Origin of the sequence: Methylomonas rosea (assembly GCF_024505055.1) — a bacterium.
In the GTDB taxonomy this organism is placed as follows: Bacteria; Pseudomonadota; Gammaproteobacteria; order Methylococcales; family Methylomonadaceae; genus Methylomonas; species Methylomonas rosea.
This window is the reverse complement of sequence record NZ_JANIBL010000031.1, coordinates 15,403-36,233: the sequence shown is the minus strand read 5'-3', so window position 1 is coordinate 36,233 and position 20,831 is coordinate 15,403. Positions and strand designations below refer to the sequence as shown.

The window sequence follows — 20,831 nt, the reverse complement described above, 5'->3', positions numbered from 1 at the left end:
GGCGGTAGCCCCAAACTTATTTGCCTGCGGGTGCGTCTTTAGCGTCTTCGGTTTTGTTAGCGCCGCAACTGGCTTCTTTGGCTTTGTCAGCACCGCATTTGCCTTCAGCCGCCTTATCGCCCGCCGCAGCCTTAGCCTTATCGGCCCCGCATTTGCCTTCACCGCATTTACCTTCCTTGGCTTTTTCGTCGGCCGCCGCCAACTGAGTAGGATTGATGCTGGACATCGCAAAGGGATTTTCGCCGGCTTGAATGACCGGAGCCGCGCTCAGTAAGGTGGAAGCCAGCGCGCTGCTCAAAGTCAAGGACAAGGTTTTTTTGTTCATGGTGTTCTCTCCGATAGATAAATGAATGAATGATCAGGACAAGCAACAAGGCCTTCCTGCCCCATCAGTCGGAGCCGTTTTGAATTCCTTACAATTTTTTTTACAAGCGGTTTGGAAGAAACGGGAGTTGGAGAAGCGCTGTCAACTACGAGTAAAATAACAGTGACGTGACCGGCAAAAACCGATCCAGTGCTAACGGATGTGATTTAATTTTCTGTCACTTGAATAGGCAAATAAGCTGCCAGTTGAAATGTAGGTGCGATTAGCTTGCGTAATCGCACATCTCGAAGTCAACATTCCTCCGATTACGCTATCGCTAATCGGAGCTACGCGGGCTAGAAAGGGACAACAGTTGTATTTTTAGAAATGATGCTATATATTCTGAACATGCTTAGGTGACTAGGAGCATCTCCAGTCAATTAGCCTTGGCCTCTACCCGCGTTTACTAGATTTACTTGCCCCAATCGGTGTTATGTCGATTGAGGGCAAGCTAAAATTGAATGATAAAAAACGCCAATTTCCCATTTTCCTCTCCATTTTTTCTAACTTGAAAATGTATCTTTCTCTTCAGGAAGCCTTCGACTGCGCATTCCATCATAAGTTTTCGTTTAACGACTTTATAACTTTGAATGCCGAACAGGAGTGCCAAAAACTGGGTCAAAAGATATTTAGCCCATCGCCAAAATTTAAAAAATACCTTCAATTTCTCAATAAGTATATATTTGATTACGCAAAAATAAATGAGAATGTCGTATACTCTTACAGGCAAGATAAAAGTCCATTTGACGCCGTAGCTAGGCACGCGAATAACAAGTATTTCTTTCAAACAGATATTAAAGATTTTTTCTCCAGCATCAATGCTAATGATGTTGAGATAGTTATTGATAAAAATCTAAATGCCACACCAATTTCTGATATTAGAGATTATAAAAATCAATTATTACGATTGACAACCATCCAGGATCGCTTGCCTATCGGCTTTCCTACTTCTCCAAATATTAGTAATACATGTCTATTTCCATTCGACAATGAAATCGAAGATTTTTGCATAGATAGAGGAATAACTTATACTCGCTACTCTGACGACATTATTTTGTCATCAAATGATAAAGACATACTAGCGCCAGCTAGAGACTTTGTTGTTAACAAACTTATGTTTTTTTATGGGGAACGAATAGAAATAAATCATAAAAAAACCAAGTTCACCCATAAAGGCGGAAAAATAAAATTACTCGGGTTGGTTATATTGCCATCTGGAAAAGTCAGTGTTGACATGAAGATGAAAAGCCACCTAGAGATATTGCTCCATTTCTATATTAATGACCGGGAAAAGTACGCAGATTATCTTAAGAATAACTATGACGGAGACCCGGCTAAGATATCCGGGCAGTTAAACTACATCAACGCTATTGATAACTCCTATCTGGACAAGCTGAGAAAAAAATATGGTAACTTTATTGTTGATATTTTTTATCACCAGGCGATCAAATAACAATGATTTTCAGCTGCACAATAAATAACGTACAACACATAAAAGAGCTTGCATTCTTTGTGGAGCTTAACAATCAGATTATGTGTATAGTTGGGAAAAATGGAACCGGAAAAACCACATTAATCAGGGCAATAAAAAACCTAAGTGTGACGGATACTTTTGCAAAAACTGCTGCACCTTATATTTTTTTCAGTGACAGTCAAATATCGTATCAATACAACGATAAAAATTATGTCTTTCGATACAACGAAAAATTAAGAACAATTGATACAAAAGACATTATTGACAAAGCTGTCAAAAATAATATTTATGTTGAATTGCCAATTCCTCATGGGGAAAGATTTGGGAATTTTCAAAAACTAGGCGATATTGATGAAGAGCTAAGGAGAAAAATTGCACTAAAAGAATATGAAACACCTAATGAGCTAATTGCATTTCTATCTGAAATATATCAGACAGATCGGTTTGAAAACCTAAAAGAAGTTTCCATAAAGAAATCAAAATACTATTTCATTTTAAGGGAAGGGAATTTTTACATACGTGAAGATTATCTAAGCTCGGGAGAGCATTTTGTTATCAATCTATACAAGATGGTTCAGCGGAGATGCAAGTTAATTTTTATTGACGAGATAGATATATCCTTAGACGCCTCAGCGCAAGTAAATTTACTTAATGAATTACGGAAATTTTGTAGGGAATATGAAGTCAACATAATATTCACAACACACTCCCTCGCCCTCATGAAGAAATTGAATGACTCCGAGCTCTACTATATGGAAAGTAGTAATGGAATTGTGACTATAAGAGAAGCTTCCTACAACTATGTCAAGAGCTTACTTTTTGGGTTTAAGGGATGGGACAGATATATTCTCACAGAAGACGAAATGCTTCAAAATTACATTGAGCACTTAATTGTGCATGAAAACATTTCTGCGCACTATACATACAAAATTATTTATATTGGCGGGGCCAATAGGGTAGTGGATTTGATGAATAGAAACTCAGAAGATGAGTTTTTGTCAAAAAAAGAAAATGTTATTACCGTGCTTGACGGAGACCAAAAAATAAATCGCAGCTACCAAGACAATGAAAAAATAGTATTTATTCCTTTTTCAAGCGTTGAAAAACAATTATTTGAAAATTTTACTAACAATGACGTTCCTGAAACATTTATTTTCACCAAAACGCCAGAAAATCCAAAAGAGCTATATAAAAGCATACGACAACAATCCTATATGTCCGACGCCGAAATATTTTTATTCATTAATCGTCAAAAACAAACCGAAGTTAATGATTTTGCTAGGATTTTATCCAACTTTCTTAACCCACAAGCGTAGCAAACTCTGCGTCGCTCGGTAGGATACGGTAAACAACGTGCACCGCATCGTTCGCGATTGGTACGGTTCGTAAACTCACCACATTCTACGCCTGCTTTTGGCGAGATATTTGCCGCTGGCTCTTCTGTTTCGCCCGACATTCAACACAATATAAAAATACCGCGCAGCCCAGCGATCATCTGGTTCGACCAGCGTATTGCGACATCAATACGACGAAACTAATCCGCTCCGGGGCGCTTACGACTTCCCATCCAAACGCTTTTGCAACTGTTCGGTGTAACGCTGACCGGCCTTGCGAATAAATTGCGATTGGCTCTGGAAGTTACGGCAGCCGGAACACATCATCATATGCAGGCCAATCGCCAAGCGTTCGCTCAAGTCGAGTTTTTTATCCAAACCCCGTGACACCAGCGCGGTAATATCGCGACAACTACGCATGACGATGCTCCTTTTTTGTTTTCGATGGATTGAACCAGCGAATTTCCAAGCATTCGCGCAGCCTTAAGCGGGCGCGGTGCATGGTGACCCAGTAATTGGCGTCGCTGATGCCGGTTTCCTGGCAGACTTCTTCAGCTTCCAGCCCCACCAGTTCGCGTAACATGAACACCTTGGCCATTTTCGGCGGCAGATTGCTATGGCAGGTTTCGTAGATGGCCCAGAACTCCTGCTGCTTGAGCGCCGCTTCGGGGTCGTTCCAGGTACTCGGGCCGCCGTTCCAGTGACCGTTGCTCATGAAAAACGCGTCTATGTCGGCTTCATCTTCGTCGCTATCGAGTTGGTCGAACTCATTGGTGACGACTTCACGGGCGCTACGCCGCCAGTGGTCGGCAATCTTGTGTTTCAAAATGCCGATCAGCCAGGTGCGCAAACCGGACTTACCGTCGAAGTGGGTGGAGGATTGCCAAGCGGCCAGCAAGGTTTCCTGCACGGCATCGTCGGCCAGTTCGTTATCCTGCATTTGCAGCAAAGCGTAACGAAACAACACGGGCCTATGCTCGGCCAGTAGGGCTTGGTTCAATTGATCGGGTGGGTTCATTTCTGCGCTCAGCAACATGCGTTATTTTCCTCAGTCGGATCATCACTGTACTGAGTCGTTTGGAAAGGCCCATACCTTACACAAAATAGTCGGCTAGCGAAAAAACATGATTGCTAAGCACGCTCCAGGCAAGCTCGTTGGGATTTTCTCCAGATACCAAGAGGGTCTTACAAACCCAAATCGCTTAAATTGGCATGCTCGTCGGGGCGGCGGCCCAGCGGCCAGTGGAACAGGCGCTGTTCTTCCTTGATCGGCAAATCGTTGATGCTGGCAAAACGCCGCTGCATGAAACCTTGCAGGTTGAACTCCCAGTTCTCGTTGCCGTAACTGCGGTACCACTGCCCGGAATCGTCGCGCCATTCGTAGGCAAAACGCACCGCGATGCGGTGGTCGGTAAACGCCCATAATTCTTTGATCAAACGGTAATCCAGTTCCCTGGCCCATTTGCGCTGCAAGAATTCGCGGACTTGGTCGCGGCCCTTTGGAAATTCGGCGCGGTTGCGCCACAGGGTGTCTTCGGTATAGACCAGGGCTACGCGGTCCGGGTCGCGCGAGTTCCAGGCGTCTTCGGCCATGCGCACTTTTTGTGCGGCGGTTTCAGCGGTAAAGGGTGGGACGGGGGTTTTGATTTCTTGGGTCATGCTATTTCTCCGTGATGAAAAGTTGAGTACTTTATGACTGCCACATACCGGGCATGGTCACATATCCTGGTAATGCTCGAATACGATGGAACCAGGCGATGATGTTGGGGTAGGCAGCGATGTTCAAACCGCCTTCCGGCGCCAGCGCCAAGTAGGGATAAACGGCAACGTCAGCGATGGATACCGAATCGCCGACCAACCAATCCTGGTGTTGCAGATGGCGGTCGATAATGCCCAACACTTTGTCGGCGGTTTGTCCGGCAGCTGCCGTATCGATAGGACTACCGAATTTGTGGTGTACCCGCAGTTTGGCGGGGCCGTTGGCGACTTCGTTGGCGGCGGTCGATAGCCAGGCGGCGATTTGCGCCAATTGGTAGGCATCGTCCGGCCACCACTGTGTGCCGCCGTAACGTTTTGCCAGATAGACCAAAATGGCCTGGCTGTCGCGAACGATCAGTCCATCGTCATCCAGCACCGGCACCTGGCCGAATGGGTTGCGTCGCAAATGGTCCGGGCTGCGCTGTTCGCCGCCGCGTAAATCCACGGGTTGGGTTTGATAGGGCAACGCCAGCAAACTCAGCAATAAGCGAACTTTGTGGCAATTGCCGGATAGGGGCATATCGTACAGGGTGATCATGTTGGACTCCTTTGGTTAGGGTAGCGCTGCTTAAGTCTGTTCCGTCGCTCCCGCGAAAACGGGAGCGACGGAACCTTCAAAGGCATGGATTCCCGCCTTCGCGGGAATGACGATTTAGTCAATGATTGTTTAACTGAAACTTTCAAATTGCACCCGGTCGTCGGCGATGCCGAGCTGGCGGGCGGTTTGGCGCACGCTGTCGATCAAACGGCTTGGGCCGCAGACGTAAATGACGCTATCGGCGGCTGCGTTTGCAAGCAAAGCGGGGACGTCCAACCGGGTCGGGTTTTGCGCTTGGCTAAAATAAAACCGGCAATGATCGGGGAATTGCCGTTGCAAGTCTTCAACAAACGCCATTTCCTGGGGCGTGCGGCCGGTGTAATGCAGTTGAAATGCCGCGCCCCGTGCGGCCAAGGCTTCGGCCATGGCTTTGATCGGTGTGATGCCGATACCCCCGGCTATCAACAGCGCCGGACGCTCGTCGTCGTGCAATGGAAAATAATTCTCCGGCGCATCGGCGTTGAGGCGGGTGCCCATTTGCCAGCCGTCATGCAATGCCGAAGAGCCGCCTTCGCCGTCGTCGACCCGCAGCACCGCGACGCAGTAGCAATCCCGTTCTCCCGGCGCGTCGGTCAATGAATACGCGCGGCTGGTAATCGTTCCATCCGGCAGTATGATCGGCACACGCAGATGTGCGCCGGCTTGGTAAATGGGCAACGGCTCGTCGTCGGCATGGCGCAGTTCGTAGCCGCGAATGCGCGGCGTCAGTTGCCGAATCCCGCTGATGGTCAATGGCAATAGGCCCGTGCCCAATGCGCGAGAGCTTGGTTTATCCTTCGTTATAGGTTGGCTTCGGGTTTGTTCGATCAATGTTTCGACTTCGCGCTGGCTGTAGCGCGGCGTGATGTATTTAGGGCAATTCCAGTCGAAGGCCTCGACCCGGATCACGATACCTCGCTCGACCGGGGCGCGAGAGTCGGGCGATTCCAGTTTCGCGAGTAACTCCGGTTCGCTGCGTTCGTCCACCACATGCGCCCGTCCCCAGATTTTCAAGCGTTGCCGGCCTGGGTAGTCCATCAATAGCAAGCTAACCCGGTCGTCGCCGCGCAAATTACCGACCGACAGGTATTGGCGGTTGCCGCTGAAATCGGCATAAGCAATAGTTTGTTGATCCAATACTTTCAAAAATCCCGCAGGGCCGCCTCGATGCTGCACATAAGGCCAACCGGTTTGGCTGACGGTGGCTTGATAAAAGCTGTCGCGTTCGGCGATGAAGACTTGTTCGAAGTCGCTCAGCGCCACGGTTTCGATGTCGCCGAGTTCGGCTGTCCGGTAGGCCGCGCGGCTGCCCATTTCGGTTTGCACCGCTTGGACGTTGGCTGTAAAGCTGATTTTGGCAAACGCACGGGCCATGGTCTTTACTCCAAATTGAGGTGAAAGGTTGACGGCTACTCTGGCACAGTCTTCAGTCGTGTTGAATAGCCATAATTTGCAATACTTTATTCCATCCATCGGAATAAACCGGGCCAAACGCCATCCCTACGCTTCGCCCGGTTAGGGTTTAGGCGGCTTGTTTTAATGCGATTTTCGGGAAATCGATGTCAACCCGGCTGGCTTTGCCCAAGATATTGGTCAGGATGTTCATGCCGACATGGGTGATCACCTCGACGATCTCGGCCTCGCTGAAGTCGACGTCACGCATGGATTGCAGCTCGGTATTGGTCACCTCGCCCTTATGCTCGACCAGGGCGCGGGCGAACTTGACAGCCACCGCCGCCTTGGCATCCTGGCTGGTGCCGGCGCGGTTGGCTTCGATTTCCGCGCCATTCAAACCGGCTTTGCGGCCGATGGCGGTATGGGCGGACAGGCAGTATTCGCATTGGTTCTGTTGCGCCAGCGCCAGCGCGATGCGTTCGCGGGTGCTAGCGTCCAGCGAGCCGTGATTGGCAATGTGATGCAAGCCGAGAAAGGCTTTTAAAGCATCCGGCGAATGGGCGAATACCCGTAGAAAGTTGGGTACCATGCCCAGTTGACCCTGGATGGCTTCAAACAGGGCGCGTTGTTCGGTGTTGGCGGTTTCGTTGCTAATGCTGGTAATACGGCTCATGAGTGTTCTCCAAATAATGAAAGGTTTGTCATACGCCTGAGTGAAATTCAACAGGCGGATACAGTGTGATCTATTGCGAAAAATTAAATAATATCTAAAATATTCAATTAACTATTCCGATGAGTGGAATTAAACATGAGCAGATTACATTTGATGAGTGTCTATGTGGCGGTGGTCGAAGCCGAAGGCTTTGCCGGTGGCGCGCGCAAGCTGCAGATGTCGCCGCCGGCCGTAACGCGGGCGGTGGCGGCATTGGAAGAACGCTTGGGGGTTAAGTTGCTGAACCGCACCACCCGCTACGTGCGGATGACCGAGGCCGGCCAGAAATATTACGAAGACGCCAAACGCATCATCGCCTTGGCCGACGAAGCCGACGATGCTGCGCTGGGCATCAACGCCGAACCGCGCGGCCAACTCACGGTGACCGCCTCGGTATTGTTCGGACGCTTGTTCATCATGCCGGGCATCATCGAGTATTTATGCCGCTATCCGGCGGTGGAAGTCAACGCCTTGTTCGTCGACCGGGTAGTCAACATGCTGGAGGAAGGCGTGGATGTGGCAATCCGCATCGCCGAGTTGCCCGATTCGTCGTACCGGGCGTTGCGGGTGGGTTCGGTCAGGCGGGTAGTGTGTGCGTCGCCGAATTATCTGGCCGAACACGGCATACCGCAAACGCCGGACGATTTGCCCAAACATCGCATCATTCTGGCCCGCGGCTTGAATCCGAACAACGAAATGCGCTTTCAGCGGGATGGTCAACTGCAATCGGTCAAGGTACAACCGATGCTAAGTGTCAGCGACAACGATTCGGCGGCCAGTGCGGCGATGGCCGGACTGGGCATCGCCCGATTACTGAATTATCAAATCGCCGAACCGCTACGCACCGGCCAACTGAAGATCTTGCTCGGAGAATTCGAAAGCCCACCGCTTCCCGTCCATATCCTGCACCGCGAAGGTCGCCATTCCTCGGCCAAAATCCGTTCGTTCGTCGATTTGATGGCAGAGCGTTTGCGGGCTGAGTTGTCGCTAAATTAAATAACTGAATCTCTGTCGGGCTAAACCTGAGGGATAAAGTTATTATTAACACCCCTAAATACCGTCCCTTCCGCGTAGGCCAATACCGTGAAGTTAACCAAGCCAAAGCGGCGTCGAAGCCGGTCAATTCGCTTCGACTCCGCTCAGCGAACGGTTTAACTTAACGGCATTGCCGCTTAGGCGGGAGCCCAGCGACTATAGTGGATTTGCTGCGCGGGCTAATGGCTCCCGCCTTCGGGGGAATGACGAATCCAGGGAATTTAAGGGCCGGGTTAATAAAGTACGAAGGATGATCACTTAGGTGGGTTTGATTATTCTCTAAATCAGCTTTAATACGAAGCTAGGCTTGTAGCCGGAGTTTCCGAGTTTTATCGACGGTGGCAATACCGCCAGGACTGATTGGTCATTTGCAAAACTCCCAGAATGTCGGCTTTGGCAACATCTTGAGACATTCGACTTGGCGCAGAGCTTCTGACGGCTTAGGGTCGGACGCTGCCGAAGAATAAAGCTAATGCTTAGCGGTTGCTTTGGGAGCGCCTGAACCGCCTATCGGCTTACTTATTCCCATTGGGGCATTCTGACCCAAACTCATCTAACGCCCCCTGCCAAGCTACTATCCACTCTTCCAAAATCGCATACTGCCTTTTGGTGACGATGGCTTGCACGATGCCGTCGTTGAGGTCCAGGTAGTCATGCACCAGCACGTTGCGAAACCCAAGGATTTTCATCAGCTCGGCATGCTGATCGGCTGGCAAGTCGCCGCGGTTTTTCAATTCGTCCAGTGCTTCGCGCGACTGGCTGACTGTCAGTTGGTATTTTTGCTCGACGAAATAACGCGCCATGCCGATGAAGGCTTCGATATAGACTTGTAGTGCGCGCTGTATCGCCAGCAGGTCGCGCATCAGCGCCTGTTCATAGGCAATATCTCTCATAATCCTTTTCCCATTTCGACCAGATGCTTTGCTCAATGCGTCTGACATGCGGCACGTTGCGGTCGTACCATTATGATAGCCGACTGCAAGATACTAACTTGCAGCAAGACCGGCGCGGTTTCCAGATCGACGATGCTGATTTGCTTGTAGCGTTTTAACTCGCGTTCGACTTCGGCTTCCCGCATTTGCGGACGCACCGCCCGTTCCAGCGGATCGGTCTCGAAATCGCTGAAAATCACCGCTATGTCCCAATCGCTATCTGGCCGGGCGGTATTTTGGCTCTGGAGCCTTACAGATAAATCGCATCGACTGCGGCATGCGCCTAAATCGCTTGGCTTATTTCTGCTTGCAGCTCGTTCATGGTCTCAACGGTAACTCACGCGAAAAATCGCTTTAAATACGTCCCGGTGTGTGACGTCTTGTGCTTGGCAATCTGCTTGGGCGTGCCCTCCGCCACCAATATCCCGCCACCGCTGCCGCCTTCCGGCCCCATGTCCACAATCCAGTCGGCGGTTTTGATCACGTCCAGGTTGTGCTCGATGATGATCACGGTATTGCCATGATCGCGCAGGGTGTGCAGCACGGTCAGCAATTGTTTGATGTCATGAAAGTGCAGACCAGTGGTCGGTTCGTCGAGAATGTAAAGGGTGGTGCCGGTGTCGCGCTTCGATAGTTCTTTCGCCAGCTTGACGCGTTGCGCTTCGCCGCCGGATAGGGTCACGGCGTTCTGGCCCAGCGTGATGTAACTCAAACCTACGTCGATCAGGGTTTGCAGCTTGCGGGCCAGGCTGGGGATGGCGGAGAAGAATTGGGTGGCGTCTTCCACGGTCATTTCCAGCACTTCGTGGATGGTCTTGCCTTTGTAACGGATTTCCAGGGTTTCCCGGTTGTAGCGTTTGCCGTGGCAGATATCGCAGGGGACGAAGATGTCGGGTAAAAAGTGCATTTCCACCTTGATCACGCCGTCGCCGGCGCAGGCTTCGCAGCGGCCGCCCTTTACGTTAAAACTGAAGCGGCCGGGCGTGTAGCCGCGCGAGCGCGCTTCCGGCGTGGCGGCAAACAATTCGCGTACCGGCGTGAAAATGCCGGTGTAGGTGGCCGGGTTGGAGCGCGGGGTGCGGCCGATGGGGCTTTGATCGATGTCCACCACTTTGTCGAAGTGTTCCAGTCCTTCAATGGCTTCGCAAGGTGCAGGGATGCAACTGGCGCCGTTAATCAGCCGGGCGGCGTGGCTATATAAAGTGTCGTTGATCAGCGTCGATTTGCCGGAACCGGAGACGCCAGTGACGCAGGTCATCAAACCCACCGGGAAACTGACATCGACGTTTTGCAGATTATTGCCGCTTGCTTTACGGATAGTGACTTGTTTACTTGGGTCACGCGGCGTGGTTTTTTTGGGGATGTCGATGCTCAAGCCGCCGGACAAATACTGGCCGGTCAAGGAATTGGGGTCCGCAAGAATATGCGCCGGCGTGCCTTGCGAGACGATTTGCCCGCCATGCACTCCGGCACCGGGGCCGATGTCGACCACATGATCGGCGGCGCGAATCGCGTCTTCGTCGTGTTCGACGACTATCACAGTATTACCCAAGTCGCGCAATCGATACAGCGTGTTCAGCAAGCGCTCGTTGTCGCGCTGGTGCAAGCCTATCGACGGTTCGTCCAGCACATACATGACCCCGACCAGACCGGCGCCAATCTGGCTGGCCAAGCGTATGCGCTGCGCTTCGCCGCCGGACAAGGTGTCGGCGCTGCGGTCCAGAGTCAAATAATCCAAACCCACGTTGACTAAAAACTCCAGCCGCTCCTGAATTTCCTTGTTGATCTTGGCGGCGATCTCGCCACGGTGCCCCGGAATATTCAGCCCCTGAAAAAACCCGAGCGTTTGTTTAATCGGCAAGCGGGTGACGTGATGCAAGGGTTGTTCATCGACAAACACATTGCGGGCGCCCAGATTCAAACGCGCACCGTCGCACACCGCGCAAGTCTGTTGCGCCAGGTATTTGGATAACTCGTCCCGAACCATTTGCGAGTCGCTTTCATGGTAGCGGCGTTCCATATTCGGAATGATGCCTTCGAACGCGTGGCGGCTGGTTTTGGGTTTGCCATTACCCATCTGAAAGGTAAAGCTGATTTTTTCGTCACCGCTGCCGTACAGAATAGCGGCCTGAATGTCTTTGGCGATATGTGAAAACGGTGCTTCCGGATCGAAGTTGTAATGCGCGGCCAGCGCACAAATAATCTGGTAGTAATACGCATTACGTCGATCCCAACCGCGCACCGCACCACTGGCCAAACTGATCTCCGGATTGTGCACCACCAACTGCGGATCGAAATGCTGGCGCACGCCCAAACCATCGCAACTGGGGCAAGCGCCTTTTGGGTTATTAAAGGAGAAGATGCGCGGTTCCAGTTCGCTGAGGCTGTAGCCGCAATGCGGGCAGGCGTAACGTTCCGAGAACAGCAGCTGTTGATCGCTTTCCATGGAGGCGGCAATCGCTAGGCCTTCGGATAAGCGCAGCGCGGTTTCAAAGGATTCGGCCAAGCGTAGCTGGATGTCGTCGCGGATTTTAAAGCGGTCGACAATCACTTCGATGGTGTGTTTCTTCTTCAAGTCCAGGGCCGGCGGCTCGTCCAGTTCATAGACTTCGCCGTCGATGCGGGCACGCAAAAACCCTTGTGCTTTCAAATCTTCCAGTAGCAACACGTGTTCGCCCTTGCGGTCGTTGATCACCGGCGCCAGCAACATCCAGCGCTCGCCTTCCGGCTGCGCCAAGACTTGATCGACCATCTGGCTGACGGTCTGTGCTTCCAACGATACACCATGCTCGGGGCAACGCGGAATGCCCACCCGCGCGTACAGCAGCCGCAGATAATCATATATCTCGGTGATGGTGCCGACCGTGGACCGCGGATTGTGCGAAGTGGATTTTTGCTCGATGGAAATCGCCGGCGACAGGCCCTCGATATGGTCGACATCCGGTTTTTCCATCATCGACAAAAATTGCCGGGCGTAAGCCGACAATGATTCGACGTAGCGACGCTGGCCTTCCGCGTAAATGGTGTCAAACGCCAACGAAGACTTGCCGGAGCCGGACAAGCCGGTGATGACGATCAACTTGTCACGCGGCAAGTCCAGATCGATGTTTTTCAGATTATGAGTGCGGGCGCCGCGTATGCTGATGGTGTCCACTGCTGTGTATTCCTGGGATTTTTAACAACTGGATACTATACGAGGCTTTAGCCACTAAGGGAAAGTGCCGGTTTGTATTAGTTAGTTCCCCGAACTGGCGGCAAGCATATTGATGTGGACTTTTTTCGAAACCGTTGGCTAAGATGGCACAATTTTATTTTGTCATCCGTTGCCATGGCCATTCTGACCAATCTATACCAACTCCTTGACCAAGCGGCAGCGGAGTTTCCGGAACGAATCGCCTTGGTTGGCAGGGTCGGCCTGCGCGACGATTGCTGGACTTATCGCCGTTTGCATCAGGTCGTGGAGCGGATCGCCGGACAACTGGTTCACCAGCAAGGTTTCCGGCCTGGCGCCTGTCTGCTGCTGCGCGGCCAACCCAATCCGCAGTTGGTGGCCGCTTATTTCGCCTGTTTCAAAGCCGGCTTGGTGGTAGTGCCGCTTGATCCGCATTTATCCATCGAGTTTATTACCCGGGTTGCCGAATCGACTCAGGCCAGGGCCGTGCTGGGTAACGATCAACTCCCGGGTTTCGACGCCTTACCGCAGCTTTCAGTAAGCACTTTAGCCAATGCGCCGGCAGCACAGGCGGATTTTGACTATCGGCCACTGCCGGACGATATCGCCGAAATCGTCTTTACCTCCGGAACCACCAGCAACCCGAAAGGGGTGGTGCTCAGCCATCGCAACATTCTCAGTAGCGTCAACGCTATTCAAGACATTTACCCCAAACAACGCTCGCTGCGGTTTCTGTCGCTACTGCCGCTGTCACACCTGTTCGAGCAGACGGCAGGTTTGTTCGCGCCATTGCTGTTAGGGGCGACGATTTATTTTTCCGGTAATTTTCAGTCTGAAGTGGTAATGCGTAAGCTGGAGGCCAAGCGCATCGATGGCGTGATAGCAGTGCCGCAGATGTTGGAGATGATCTGGCATGCATTGGAAAAACAGATTGTCGAAAGCTGCGGCCAGTCGCGTTGGCGGCTATGGTGGAAAATCACTGAACGCTTGCCGTTTACCTGGCGCCGGTTTTGCGCCGAAGGCTTGTTCCCGGCCATGGCCGGCACGCCGGTTTTTTTCGTCAGCGGCGGCGCGCCCTTGCCGGTAAGGCTGGAGCGGCATTGGGAGTTATTGGGCGTGCGGGTGATTCAAGGTTACGGCACCACCGAATGCGCACCGGTGATTTCGGTTAATCGCTATGATGACAGGATGCCGGGATCGGTCGGCTGGCCGGTGGCCGGCGTCACGGTGACCTTGTCGGAGCAGGACGAAATCCTGGTGCGCGGCCCCAACGTCAGCCGCGGTTATTGGCAAAATCCGGAAGCGACGCGGCAGGTTTTTAGTGATTCAGAAGGATACCGCACCGGCGATTTGGGCGCGTTTGGTGCGCGCGGCGAGCTGTATATCAAGGGTCGCAGCAAGGACATGATCGTGCTGGCCAACGGTTTGAATGTATTTCCGGAAGACATCGAGCTGGAACTGGGTAAACAGCCGGGCATCGGGCCCTGCATGGTTACCGATTTGCTTGACCGCCACGGCCGGCAAGGTATCGCAGCGATCCTGAGCTTTCCGGAACCGATGCCGGAAGACGAGCGGCAGCGCCGCGCCCAGGACGCGGTGCGCAATGCCAACGCGGTGCTGGCGCCGCATCAACGGATTTCCGACATCCGGTATTGGACGGGCGATTTTCCACGCACGCCCTTGCTGAAAATTCAGCGTTGGAAAGTCAAATCCCGGTTTGTCGATACCGAATCTACTCAGGATGCTGTTGCCGATACGGTCGCGGTTAGCACTCGCTCGGCGAGCATCGAACAATTGCTGGCGAATGTCTGCCGAGTGGACATTAAGTCCATCAATGACCAAACCGATTTGGTGCTGGATTTGGGCTGCGATTCGCTGACCCGGGTCGAACTGGCCGGAATGATCGAAGCGCAGCTTGGCATCATTTGCGACGATGCCGAGCTGCTCGCGATCCGCGAGGTTGGTGAGTTGAAAGCGCTGCTGGGCCGTAGCGAGCGAGCGGCCAAGAAGATGCGTTTTCCGAGTTGGCCGTTGTCCGAGCTTGCCGTGGTTTTGCGCGGACAGATTCAGGGCGTTTTATTGCCGGTCTTACAAGGGCTGGTGAGTAGCTCGTTCGACGTCAAAGGCCTGGAGCATCTGGAGCAGGTGAAATTTCCGGTCATGTTCATTGCCAATCACGCCAGCCATGTCGATACTGTATCGCTCCTGCGCGCATTGCCGTGGCCGGTTCGCCGCCGCTTGTGTATCGCGGCGGCGGCCGACTATTTTTTTAGTCAAAAACTTATTGCCGGCTTGCTAAGTTTATCCATCAACGCCTTTGCGTTCAGCCGTGACGGCTCGATACGCGGCAGCCTGGATCATTGTGGCGAGTTGATGGACAACGGTTGGTCGCTATTGATTTACCCGGAAGGCACGCGTTCGTCTGACGGCCGTTTGTTGCGGTTCAAGCCCGGCATCGGTTATCTGGCGACCGAGCTGGGGGTGCCGGTGATTCCAGTTGCTATTTCCGGCGGCCACAAAATTCTGCCGAAAGGCGCGCGCTGGCCGGTTCGGAGCTCGGTGCAGGTCTGCTTCGGCGCGGCGATTCATATCGTCGCCGATATGGATAAACAGCAAGCGACGGACTTGTTGCACACTTGCTTGGCGAATCTACTTGCCGAGCAACAAACTAATCCCTCCCAAGAATAGGATGAACAGGCATGAACCAAGAATCCGCACATTCCGACCGCCGCCATGTACCCGCCAGAGACTTAGGCTGGTCCAAGTCCCTGGCTCGCCTGCTGGCACAGGCCAATGTTTCCGCCAATGCGATTTCGCTGGCAGGCGTCGTTGCCGCAGCGCTGGCTGCCGGAGCCTTAGCCGCCACCCGCCAAGCCTCTGGCATTCCTCAGCATATCTTCTGGGTTGCGGCGGGATTGCTGGTCGGCACGCGCTTGTTATGCAATATGCTGGACGGCATGGTGGCCGTTGAGTGGGGTAAGGCGTCGCCGGTTGGCGCCTTGTACAACGAAATCCCGGACCGGGTCGCGGACCTGTTGATACTGGGAGGAGCCGGATTCAGTGCGGGCGGTCATGAGTTGCTGGGATATGCGGCGGCATTTACCGCTGTGTTTACCGCATACATACGGGTGGCAGCGCGTAGCGTCGGCGCACCTAGCGATTTCGGCGGGCCGATGGCCAAGCCGATGCGGATGGCGATCGTCATTGCCTGTTGCGCATATCTCGGATTTACACCGGACGATTGGCATCCGCGATTCGGCGCTGCCGGTTACGGCCTGATGGCGCTGGCTTTGGCGATTATCGCCTTGGGTAGCGTGGTGACTTGTATAGTCCGGGTGCGCCACGCCGCGCAGTACTTGAATGCCAATGCTTGATTATTAACTCGGCCCTTAAATTCATTGTGGTCGTCATTCCCGCGAAAGCGGGAATCCATTAGTAGCAACCGGGCTCCCGCTTTCGCGGGAGTGACATATTAAGGGCTGGGTTAATAATCGGCCCGAACACAGGTCTTATGGGAGGTAGATTTGTCCACGCTCGTCGCTAATCCATTGTTAAATCCCTTGTTCGCACCAGCCGCCGAGCGTATCGGACTGTTGCTGGGCTTGTCGCTGTTATTGATCTGCTGGGTGTTGCGCACACACGGCCGCGACCTGTTCCGGCAAGGCTTGTTCGTTAAATGGCGCACCTGGGCGATCATCGCCCCATTGTATTTGGGCGCGGTATTCGGCGGCCCGTTGGCGGTCGGCGTCTTGGTGTTGGGCATGACTTGGCAGGGCTTGCGCGAGTACGCCGAACTGGTCGGTCTGGTCACTCACTACCGGCGGGTGTTGAAGCTGATGGGCATCACTGCGGTGCCGGTCGGCTTGGCCTCATTGGACGGTTTTTACCTGCTGGCGCCCTTGCTGTTGCTGGTTGCGGTCGCGCAGCCTTTGGCGTTTCAAGCGGTCAGTACCGGCATTAGGCAACTGGCTTTGTCGTCCTTCGGCTGGGCGTATATCGCCTGGTTGCTGGCGCATTTGCTGTTGATCAGCCGCTATATTCCCGGCGGTGACGGCGTATTGCTGGTGATCGGTGCGGCGGTGGCGCTCAGCGATAACACAGCCTTTGCGGTCGGATCGTTATTTGGCAAGCATAAACTGACGGCGCTGAGCCCGAACAAAACCTGGGAAGGCGTGATCGGCAATTTGCTGGGTGCCTATCTTGGTACCGCGTTGATGAGCTTTGCGTTGCCGGAAAACCTGTTTTGGCTATTGTTGATAGGCTTGCCGCCGCTGATTGCGATTGGTTCGGTGTGGGGTGATTTGTTCGAATCTGCGATCAAACGCGAAGCAGGAGTCAAGGATGCCGGCAGTTGGCTGCCCGGCTTCGGCGGCTTGTTGGACCGGATCGACAGCCTGATTTTGGTCGCGCCGCTGACCTATTACTTTCTGCGCTTGGTGGCCTGATCAAAGCCCCATCAGCACCATGCCCAACACCAGGCACAGCATGCCGGCTACATTGACGGCTTTAATCGGTATTCCGTACCAGAGCCAACCGAATATCGCCGCCCAGATGAAGGTCGAGGCATAGATCGGATACAACACCGCCGGCGAGCCGCCTTTTTTAAAAGCGGCGATGAACAACGCCATCACCGCGATATAACAAGCCACCCCGGCCCACAGTTTTAAATTCAAAAGGTAAGACCATATTCCTGAATTCGCCGCTTCTGCGCCGGACTTGTATAGGTATTGACCAGCCGCGCCTGCTACCGAGGCGACGATGAAAAACAGGATGGAGAGGAACGGCGTCCGCATGAGCTTTACCGGGTTAGGGTTGAGGTGGTTTGCAATATTGATAATAGATTACCGCCGAGTATCTTGGCTTTTTCCGAAGCGGGAACGGCCAATGCGTCGATCTTATCCAGAGCTTCGCGCAAGCTGCCGCACATCACCGGAATATCCGAGCCGAAAATCAATTTGCCGGCGCCTAGCTTAGCGCACAGCCGCCGAATTTTTGCTGCTGTTGCTATGTAGCTGGAGGTGTCGACGAATACGTTGTCGCGTTGACGCGCCAACGCCAGCGTTTCATCAAAACATTGCACGCCGGCATGGGCAATGATGAATTTGACCTGCGGAAAGTGTTTTATCAAACCGTCGGCGTGTGAACTGGCCTTGGTCAAGCCCAAGTGCATGAAAACTGGAATAGCTTGGCCGGCTGCCACCTCACACAGCGCCGCCATTTTTGCACCACACAGATCGGTGGGATACTGCACCAAGGCTAGTTTTAACCCTTGCATGCCTTGGTCTAAGCAGCGTTGCAGTTCATCCGGGGCTTGCGCGGATTCCGGATTGATGAAGGCAAACCCCCAGAAGCGGTCCGGCCTTCGCTTGATGGCCGCCAGCACCGCATCGTTACGCGGATTAGTTAGCAGATTGCTTTGGAAGGCAGGAGAAGAAACCAGTTGCCTGGCCTTTAGCATTCCCAAAGTCCGAAACAGAAAATGCCAACGAAACACCCATGAGTCGGCAATAGTTACCGGTCCCAGATCGCGCACCCCGACACCGACCAGCACAGTCTTGTCTATGCCGAATGCGTCCATTTCCGCCAGAATCGGCTGGTAGCTGTCGATAATGTGGCGATGGCCATCGATGATCATTTCAGGACCCCAAATTATGCATGCTGGAAGCTGCCGGATTCGATAAAAGCCAGCATCTGCGCCAATAGCGTGTCGTCACTGTATACCTGATCATGGCTCAATGGCGTCGTCAAAATTGGCATGTCACTGGGGATTGCAAAACGCGAATCTTCGCGACAGCGAGCGAAGTCATCCGCAGTCAACCCCAGTTCTGCCGCCTGTGCGGAAACGCCACTTTCCAGAACATAGCCGCAATCAGTACGAAGCTCGGGCAAACGGTCTTTGCGGTCGCCGGCCAGATCCAGCAGAATTTTGCCGAACTTCAGCAGCGGCAACGGGCCGTAACGCCGCAATGACAATCGCGGTACGCGTTCCTGCAACGGCGAACGCACGTACACCACGCGACCAAGGTTCGGCAAGGGACTGTCAGCCAGGGCGCGGCGCAAAATAAACCCGCCGGAAATGTAGCAGATGAAATGGCAGCGCTCGAATTCACGGAGATCGTGTTTATCAAGGAAATGGCAAAGTTGTCCGGCGGCAAAGTCAATCCCGAAATATTGGCAATGATTCGGTAGAAACACACGGAAATGGCTGTGGCGGCGATAATAATCCAGCACATGGCTCTTACAGGCAGCGTCCGCGGTGATGCCGAGCAGAATGACCAAAGCCTGATTATTCTCGGGTTTTAATCTGGTATCCACGCATTCTCTCCGGTAGATAATGATGCTCGCTGCTTAGCATAGCAATTCTGTAAAAATCAATAAATGCGCGAGTATTTGCCGCAGTACAGAGACAGCTTCGCTTTGTGGCGGATACGAATTAATTGGATAAATAAACCTTGTCGGCTAGCGGTCAACTAAGCGCAGACCGTCGAAATCGATCAATTTGTCATGATTCATAATGCGCATTCAGGTTGGCATTGCACTGAAATCCACTCAATATGTCGTTGAACGCCGTTTGCTGTTGACTTGCGATTTAGGCCGCTCTGCTGGAGCAGGGTAGCGATAAACTGGTACTATAAGCGTCTTAAACCATATCAAGGCGAAGAGGAGTTACAGGTTTGACACAGGTTCAGGATATTACCAGTCCGATGACGGCCATGGAGAAGCGGGCTACCGTATCGCTGGCCAGTATCTATGCGCTCAGGATGCTGGGTTTGTTCATGCTGCTGCCGGTGTTGTCGCTGTTTACCGAACAAATGCCGGGATCTACGCCGAAACTGGTCGGCCTGACGATGGGTATCTATGGCCTGACCCAAGCCATTCTGCAAATTCCGTTCGGTTTGTTATCCGACCGCTTCAGCCGCAAGACCGTAATAGTGATCGGTTTGATATTATTCGTGGCCGGCAGCGTTTGGGCGGCGCTGGCGACCGATATTTACGGGGTTTTGATTGGCCGAGCCTTACAGGGTTGCGGGGCTATTTCCGCTGCGGTAATGGCGTTGCTTGCAGACTTGACCCAGGAAGTACACCGCACCAAAGCCATGGCTACCATAGGCGCCAGCATCGGCGTGTCGTTCGGCGTAGCCATTACGATGGGTCCTGTCATTGCCCATCATTTCGGGATTGCCGGTATCTTCTGGATGATTGCGGTGCTGGCGGCCTTGGCGATTTTAGTGATTCTGTTCGTGGTGCCCAACCCCGAAAAAATTACGACGCATCGCGATGCCGAATACATCCCTTCTGAACTGGGTTCGGTGATCAAAAATGCCGATTTGTTGCGCCTGAACTACGGCATTTTTGCGCTGCATTTGATCCTGATGGCCAGCTTCGTCGTGGTGCCGCTACTGATGCGCGATACCGGCCTGCAAGGCGGCAGTCACTGGATGGTGTATCTGCCGGTGTTGGTGACGTCGATGGCGATGATTATCCCCTTTGTGATCATCGCTGAGAAAAAACGGCAGATGAAGAAGGTGTTTATCGGTGCGATTTTTACCCTGGTGATTGCTAATATCGGTTTTGTATTATTCCACGGCGAATTGACCGGCTTGATCGCCTGCTTGTGGATCTTCTTCTGCGGTTTTAACTTGCTGGAAGCTACCTTGCCATCCTTGATTTCCAAAACCGCGCCCGGCGATTTAAAAGGCACCGCGATGGGCATCTATTCCAGTGCGCAATTCCTCGGCGCGTTTTTAGGCGGTGGTGCCGGCGGCTGGTTGTATGGTGAGTTCGGCGCTGCGGCGGTGTTTATGTTTTCAGCGGGCGTCGCCGCCAGTTGGATAGTCATCGCGCTGTTCATGTCGCCGCCGCGTTACTGGGCGAACTTGCTGTTGTCCTTGCAAGCGATCAAACCGGAACGTGGAGCGGAATTTTCCAAGGCTTTGCTGGCCATCAATGGCATTGAGGAAGTGCGGCTGCATTTCGAAGAAAATGCCGCTTATCTTAAAGTCGATAACCAGCAGCTCGACAAAAACCAATTAGGTCTTTTTTTGAAGCAGTGGCAGTAAGCTGCTGTTACTCGCAAT

The 20,831-nt window shown here is 52.8% G+C and carries 20 protein-coding genes; 7 read left to right on the top strand and 13 right to left on the bottom strand.

Translation table 11 applies throughout. The features are described 5' to 3' along the window. Nucleotides 1-16: 16 nt before the first annotated feature. On the bottom strand, nt 17-325 hold the full coding sequence (locus NP589_RS11290; protein WP_256607074.1) for an HvfA family oxazolone/thioamide-modified RiPP metallophore: 309 nt from the start codon (nt 323-325) through the stop codon (nt 17-19). 472 nt (nt 326-797) lie between these two features. On the opposite strand from NP589_RS11290, the gene NP589_RS11285 reads away from it, so the two are divergent. Continuing rightward, nucleotides 798-1,817 carry a reverse transcriptase domain-containing protein gene (locus tag NP589_RS11285; RefSeq protein ID WP_256607073.1) on the top strand — a complete coding sequence of 340 codons (1,020 nt, stop codon included), beginning with the start codon at nt 798-800 and terminating at the stop codon, nt 1,815-1,817. A gap of 2 nt (nt 1,818-1,819) precedes the next feature. Next, nucleotides 1,820-3,154, top strand: coding sequence for an AAA family ATPase (locus tag NP589_RS11280; protein ID WP_256607072.1), 1,335 nt, complete (start codon nt 1,820-1,822; stop codon nt 3,152-3,154). Between the two features lie 237 nt (nt 3,155-3,391). On the opposite strand, the gene NP589_RS11275 is transcribed toward NP589_RS11280, so the two are convergent. The 6 genes from NP589_RS11275 to NP589_RS11250 form a co-directional block, all read right to left on the bottom strand. Next, nucleotides 3,392-3,592, bottom strand: coding sequence for a zf-HC2 domain-containing protein (locus NP589_RS11275; protein WP_256607071.1), 201 nt, complete (start codon nt 3,590-3,592; stop codon nt 3,392-3,394). Then, nucleotides 3,585-4,208 carry a sigma-70 family RNA polymerase sigma factor gene (locus NP589_RS11270; RefSeq protein ID WP_256607070.1) on the bottom strand — a complete coding sequence of 208 codons (624 nt, stop codon included), beginning with the start codon at nt 4,206-4,208 and terminating at the stop codon, nt 3,585-3,587. Before NP589_RS11270 ends, NP589_RS11275 begins: the two co-directional genes overlap by 8 nt. 149 nt (nt 4,209-4,357) lie before the next feature. Further along, nucleotides 4,358-4,831: a nuclear transport factor 2 family protein gene (locus tag NP589_RS11265; RefSeq protein WP_256607069.1), complete on the bottom strand. Its 474-nt coding sequence runs from the start codon at nt 4,829-4,831 to the stop codon at nt 4,358-4,360. A gap of 31 nt (nt 4,832-4,862) precedes the next feature. Then, the gene (locus tag NP589_RS11260; RefSeq protein ID WP_256607068.1) at nt 4,863-5,468 is read right to left on the bottom strand and encodes a glutathione S-transferase family protein; all 606 of its coding nucleotides are present in this window, start codon (nt 5,466-5,468) and stop codon (nt 4,863-4,865) included. Between the two features lie 129 nt (nt 5,469-5,597). Further along, complete coding sequence (locus NP589_RS11255) at nt 5,598-6,881, bottom strand: pyridoxamine 5'-phosphate oxidase family protein (protein WP_256607067.1); 1,284 nt, start codon at nt 6,879-6,881, stop codon at nt 5,598-5,600. 148 nt (nt 6,882-7,029) lie between these two features. After that, entirely contained in the window at nt 7,030-7,575 is a 546-nt protein-coding gene (locus NP589_RS11250; protein WP_256607066.1) for a carboxymuconolactone decarboxylase family protein, read from the bottom strand. A gap of 135 nt (nt 7,576-7,710) precedes the next feature. On the opposite strand from NP589_RS11250, the gene NP589_RS11245 reads away from it, so the two are divergent. Then, nucleotides 7,711-8,610 carry a LysR family transcriptional regulator gene (locus NP589_RS11245; RefSeq protein WP_256607065.1) on the top strand — a complete coding sequence of 300 codons (900 nt, stop codon included), beginning with the start codon at nt 7,711-7,713 and terminating at the stop codon, nt 8,608-8,610. A 554-nt stretch (nt 8,611-9,164) separates the two neighbouring features. Here the strand turns inward: NP589_RS11245 and hepT are convergent. The 3 genes from hepT to uvrA form a co-directional block, all read right to left on the bottom strand. Next, a complete protein-coding gene (gene hepT / locus NP589_RS11240; RefSeq protein ID WP_256607064.1) occupies nt 9,165-9,542 on the bottom strand; it encodes a type VII toxin-antitoxin system HepT family RNase toxin in 378 nt (125 codons plus the stop codon). Nucleotides 9,543-9,574: 32 nt separating this feature from the next. After that, nucleotides 9,575-9,781 carry a hypothetical protein gene (locus tag NP589_RS11235; protein ID WP_256607063.1) on the bottom strand — a complete coding sequence of 69 codons (207 nt, stop codon included), beginning with the start codon at nt 9,779-9,781 and terminating at the stop codon, nt 9,575-9,577. A gap of 137 nt (nt 9,782-9,918) precedes the next feature. Then, nucleotides 9,919-12,735: an excinuclease ABC subunit UvrA gene (uvrA, locus tag NP589_RS11230; protein WP_256607062.1), complete on the bottom strand. Its 2,817-nt coding sequence runs from the start codon at nt 12,733-12,735 to the stop codon at nt 9,919-9,921. 174 nt (nt 12,736-12,909) lie between these two features. Between uvrA and NP589_RS11225 the strand changes: the two genes are divergently transcribed. The 3 genes from NP589_RS11225 to NP589_RS11215 all read left to right on the top strand — a co-directional run bounded on the left by NP589_RS11225 (nt 12,910) and on the right by NP589_RS11215 (nt 17,198). Next, nucleotides 12,910-15,441, top strand: coding sequence for an AMP-binding protein (locus tag NP589_RS11225; RefSeq protein WP_256607061.1), 2,532 nt, complete (start codon nt 12,910-12,912; stop codon nt 15,439-15,441). Between the two features lie 11 nt (nt 15,442-15,452). Beyond that, entirely contained in the window at nt 15,453-16,127 is a 675-nt protein-coding gene (locus tag NP589_RS11220; RefSeq protein WP_256607060.1) for a CDP-alcohol phosphatidyltransferase family protein, read from the top strand. Nucleotides 16,128-16,277: 150 nt separating this feature from the next. Continuing rightward, complete coding sequence (locus tag NP589_RS11215) at nt 16,278-17,198, top strand: phosphatidate cytidylyltransferase (RefSeq protein WP_256607059.1); 921 nt, start codon at nt 16,278-16,280, stop codon at nt 17,196-17,198. Here NP589_RS11215 and NP589_RS11210 read toward each other — a convergent pair whose 3' ends face one another. Genes NP589_RS11210 through NP589_RS11200 form a run of 3 tightly spaced genes read right to left on the bottom strand, consistent with a single transcriptional unit; the run spans nt 17,199 to nt 19,068 of the window. Beyond that, entirely contained in the window at nt 17,199-17,546 is a 348-nt protein-coding gene (locus tag NP589_RS11210; RefSeq protein WP_256607058.1) for a hypothetical protein, read from the bottom strand. Between the two features lie 5 nt (nt 17,547-17,551). Next, the gene (locus tag NP589_RS11205; RefSeq protein ID WP_256607057.1) at nt 17,552-18,388 is read right to left on the bottom strand and encodes an amidohydrolase family protein; all 837 of its coding nucleotides are present in this window, start codon (nt 18,386-18,388) and stop codon (nt 17,552-17,554) included. Nucleotides 18,389-18,402: 14 nt separating this feature from the next. After that, nucleotides 18,403-19,068, bottom strand: a complete 666-nt coding sequence (locus NP589_RS11200) for a hypothetical protein (protein WP_256607056.1) — start codon at nt 19,066-19,068, stop codon at nt 18,403-18,405. Between the two features lie 359 nt (nt 19,069-19,427). Here NP589_RS11200 and NP589_RS11195 point away from each other — a divergent pair, with 359 nt between their 5' ends. Beyond that, nucleotides 19,428-20,813: an MFS transporter gene (locus NP589_RS11195; protein WP_256607055.1), complete on the top strand. Its 1,386-nt coding sequence runs from the start codon at nt 19,428-19,430 to the stop codon at nt 20,811-20,813. The last annotated feature ends 18 nt before the right edge of the window (nt 20,814-20,831 follow it).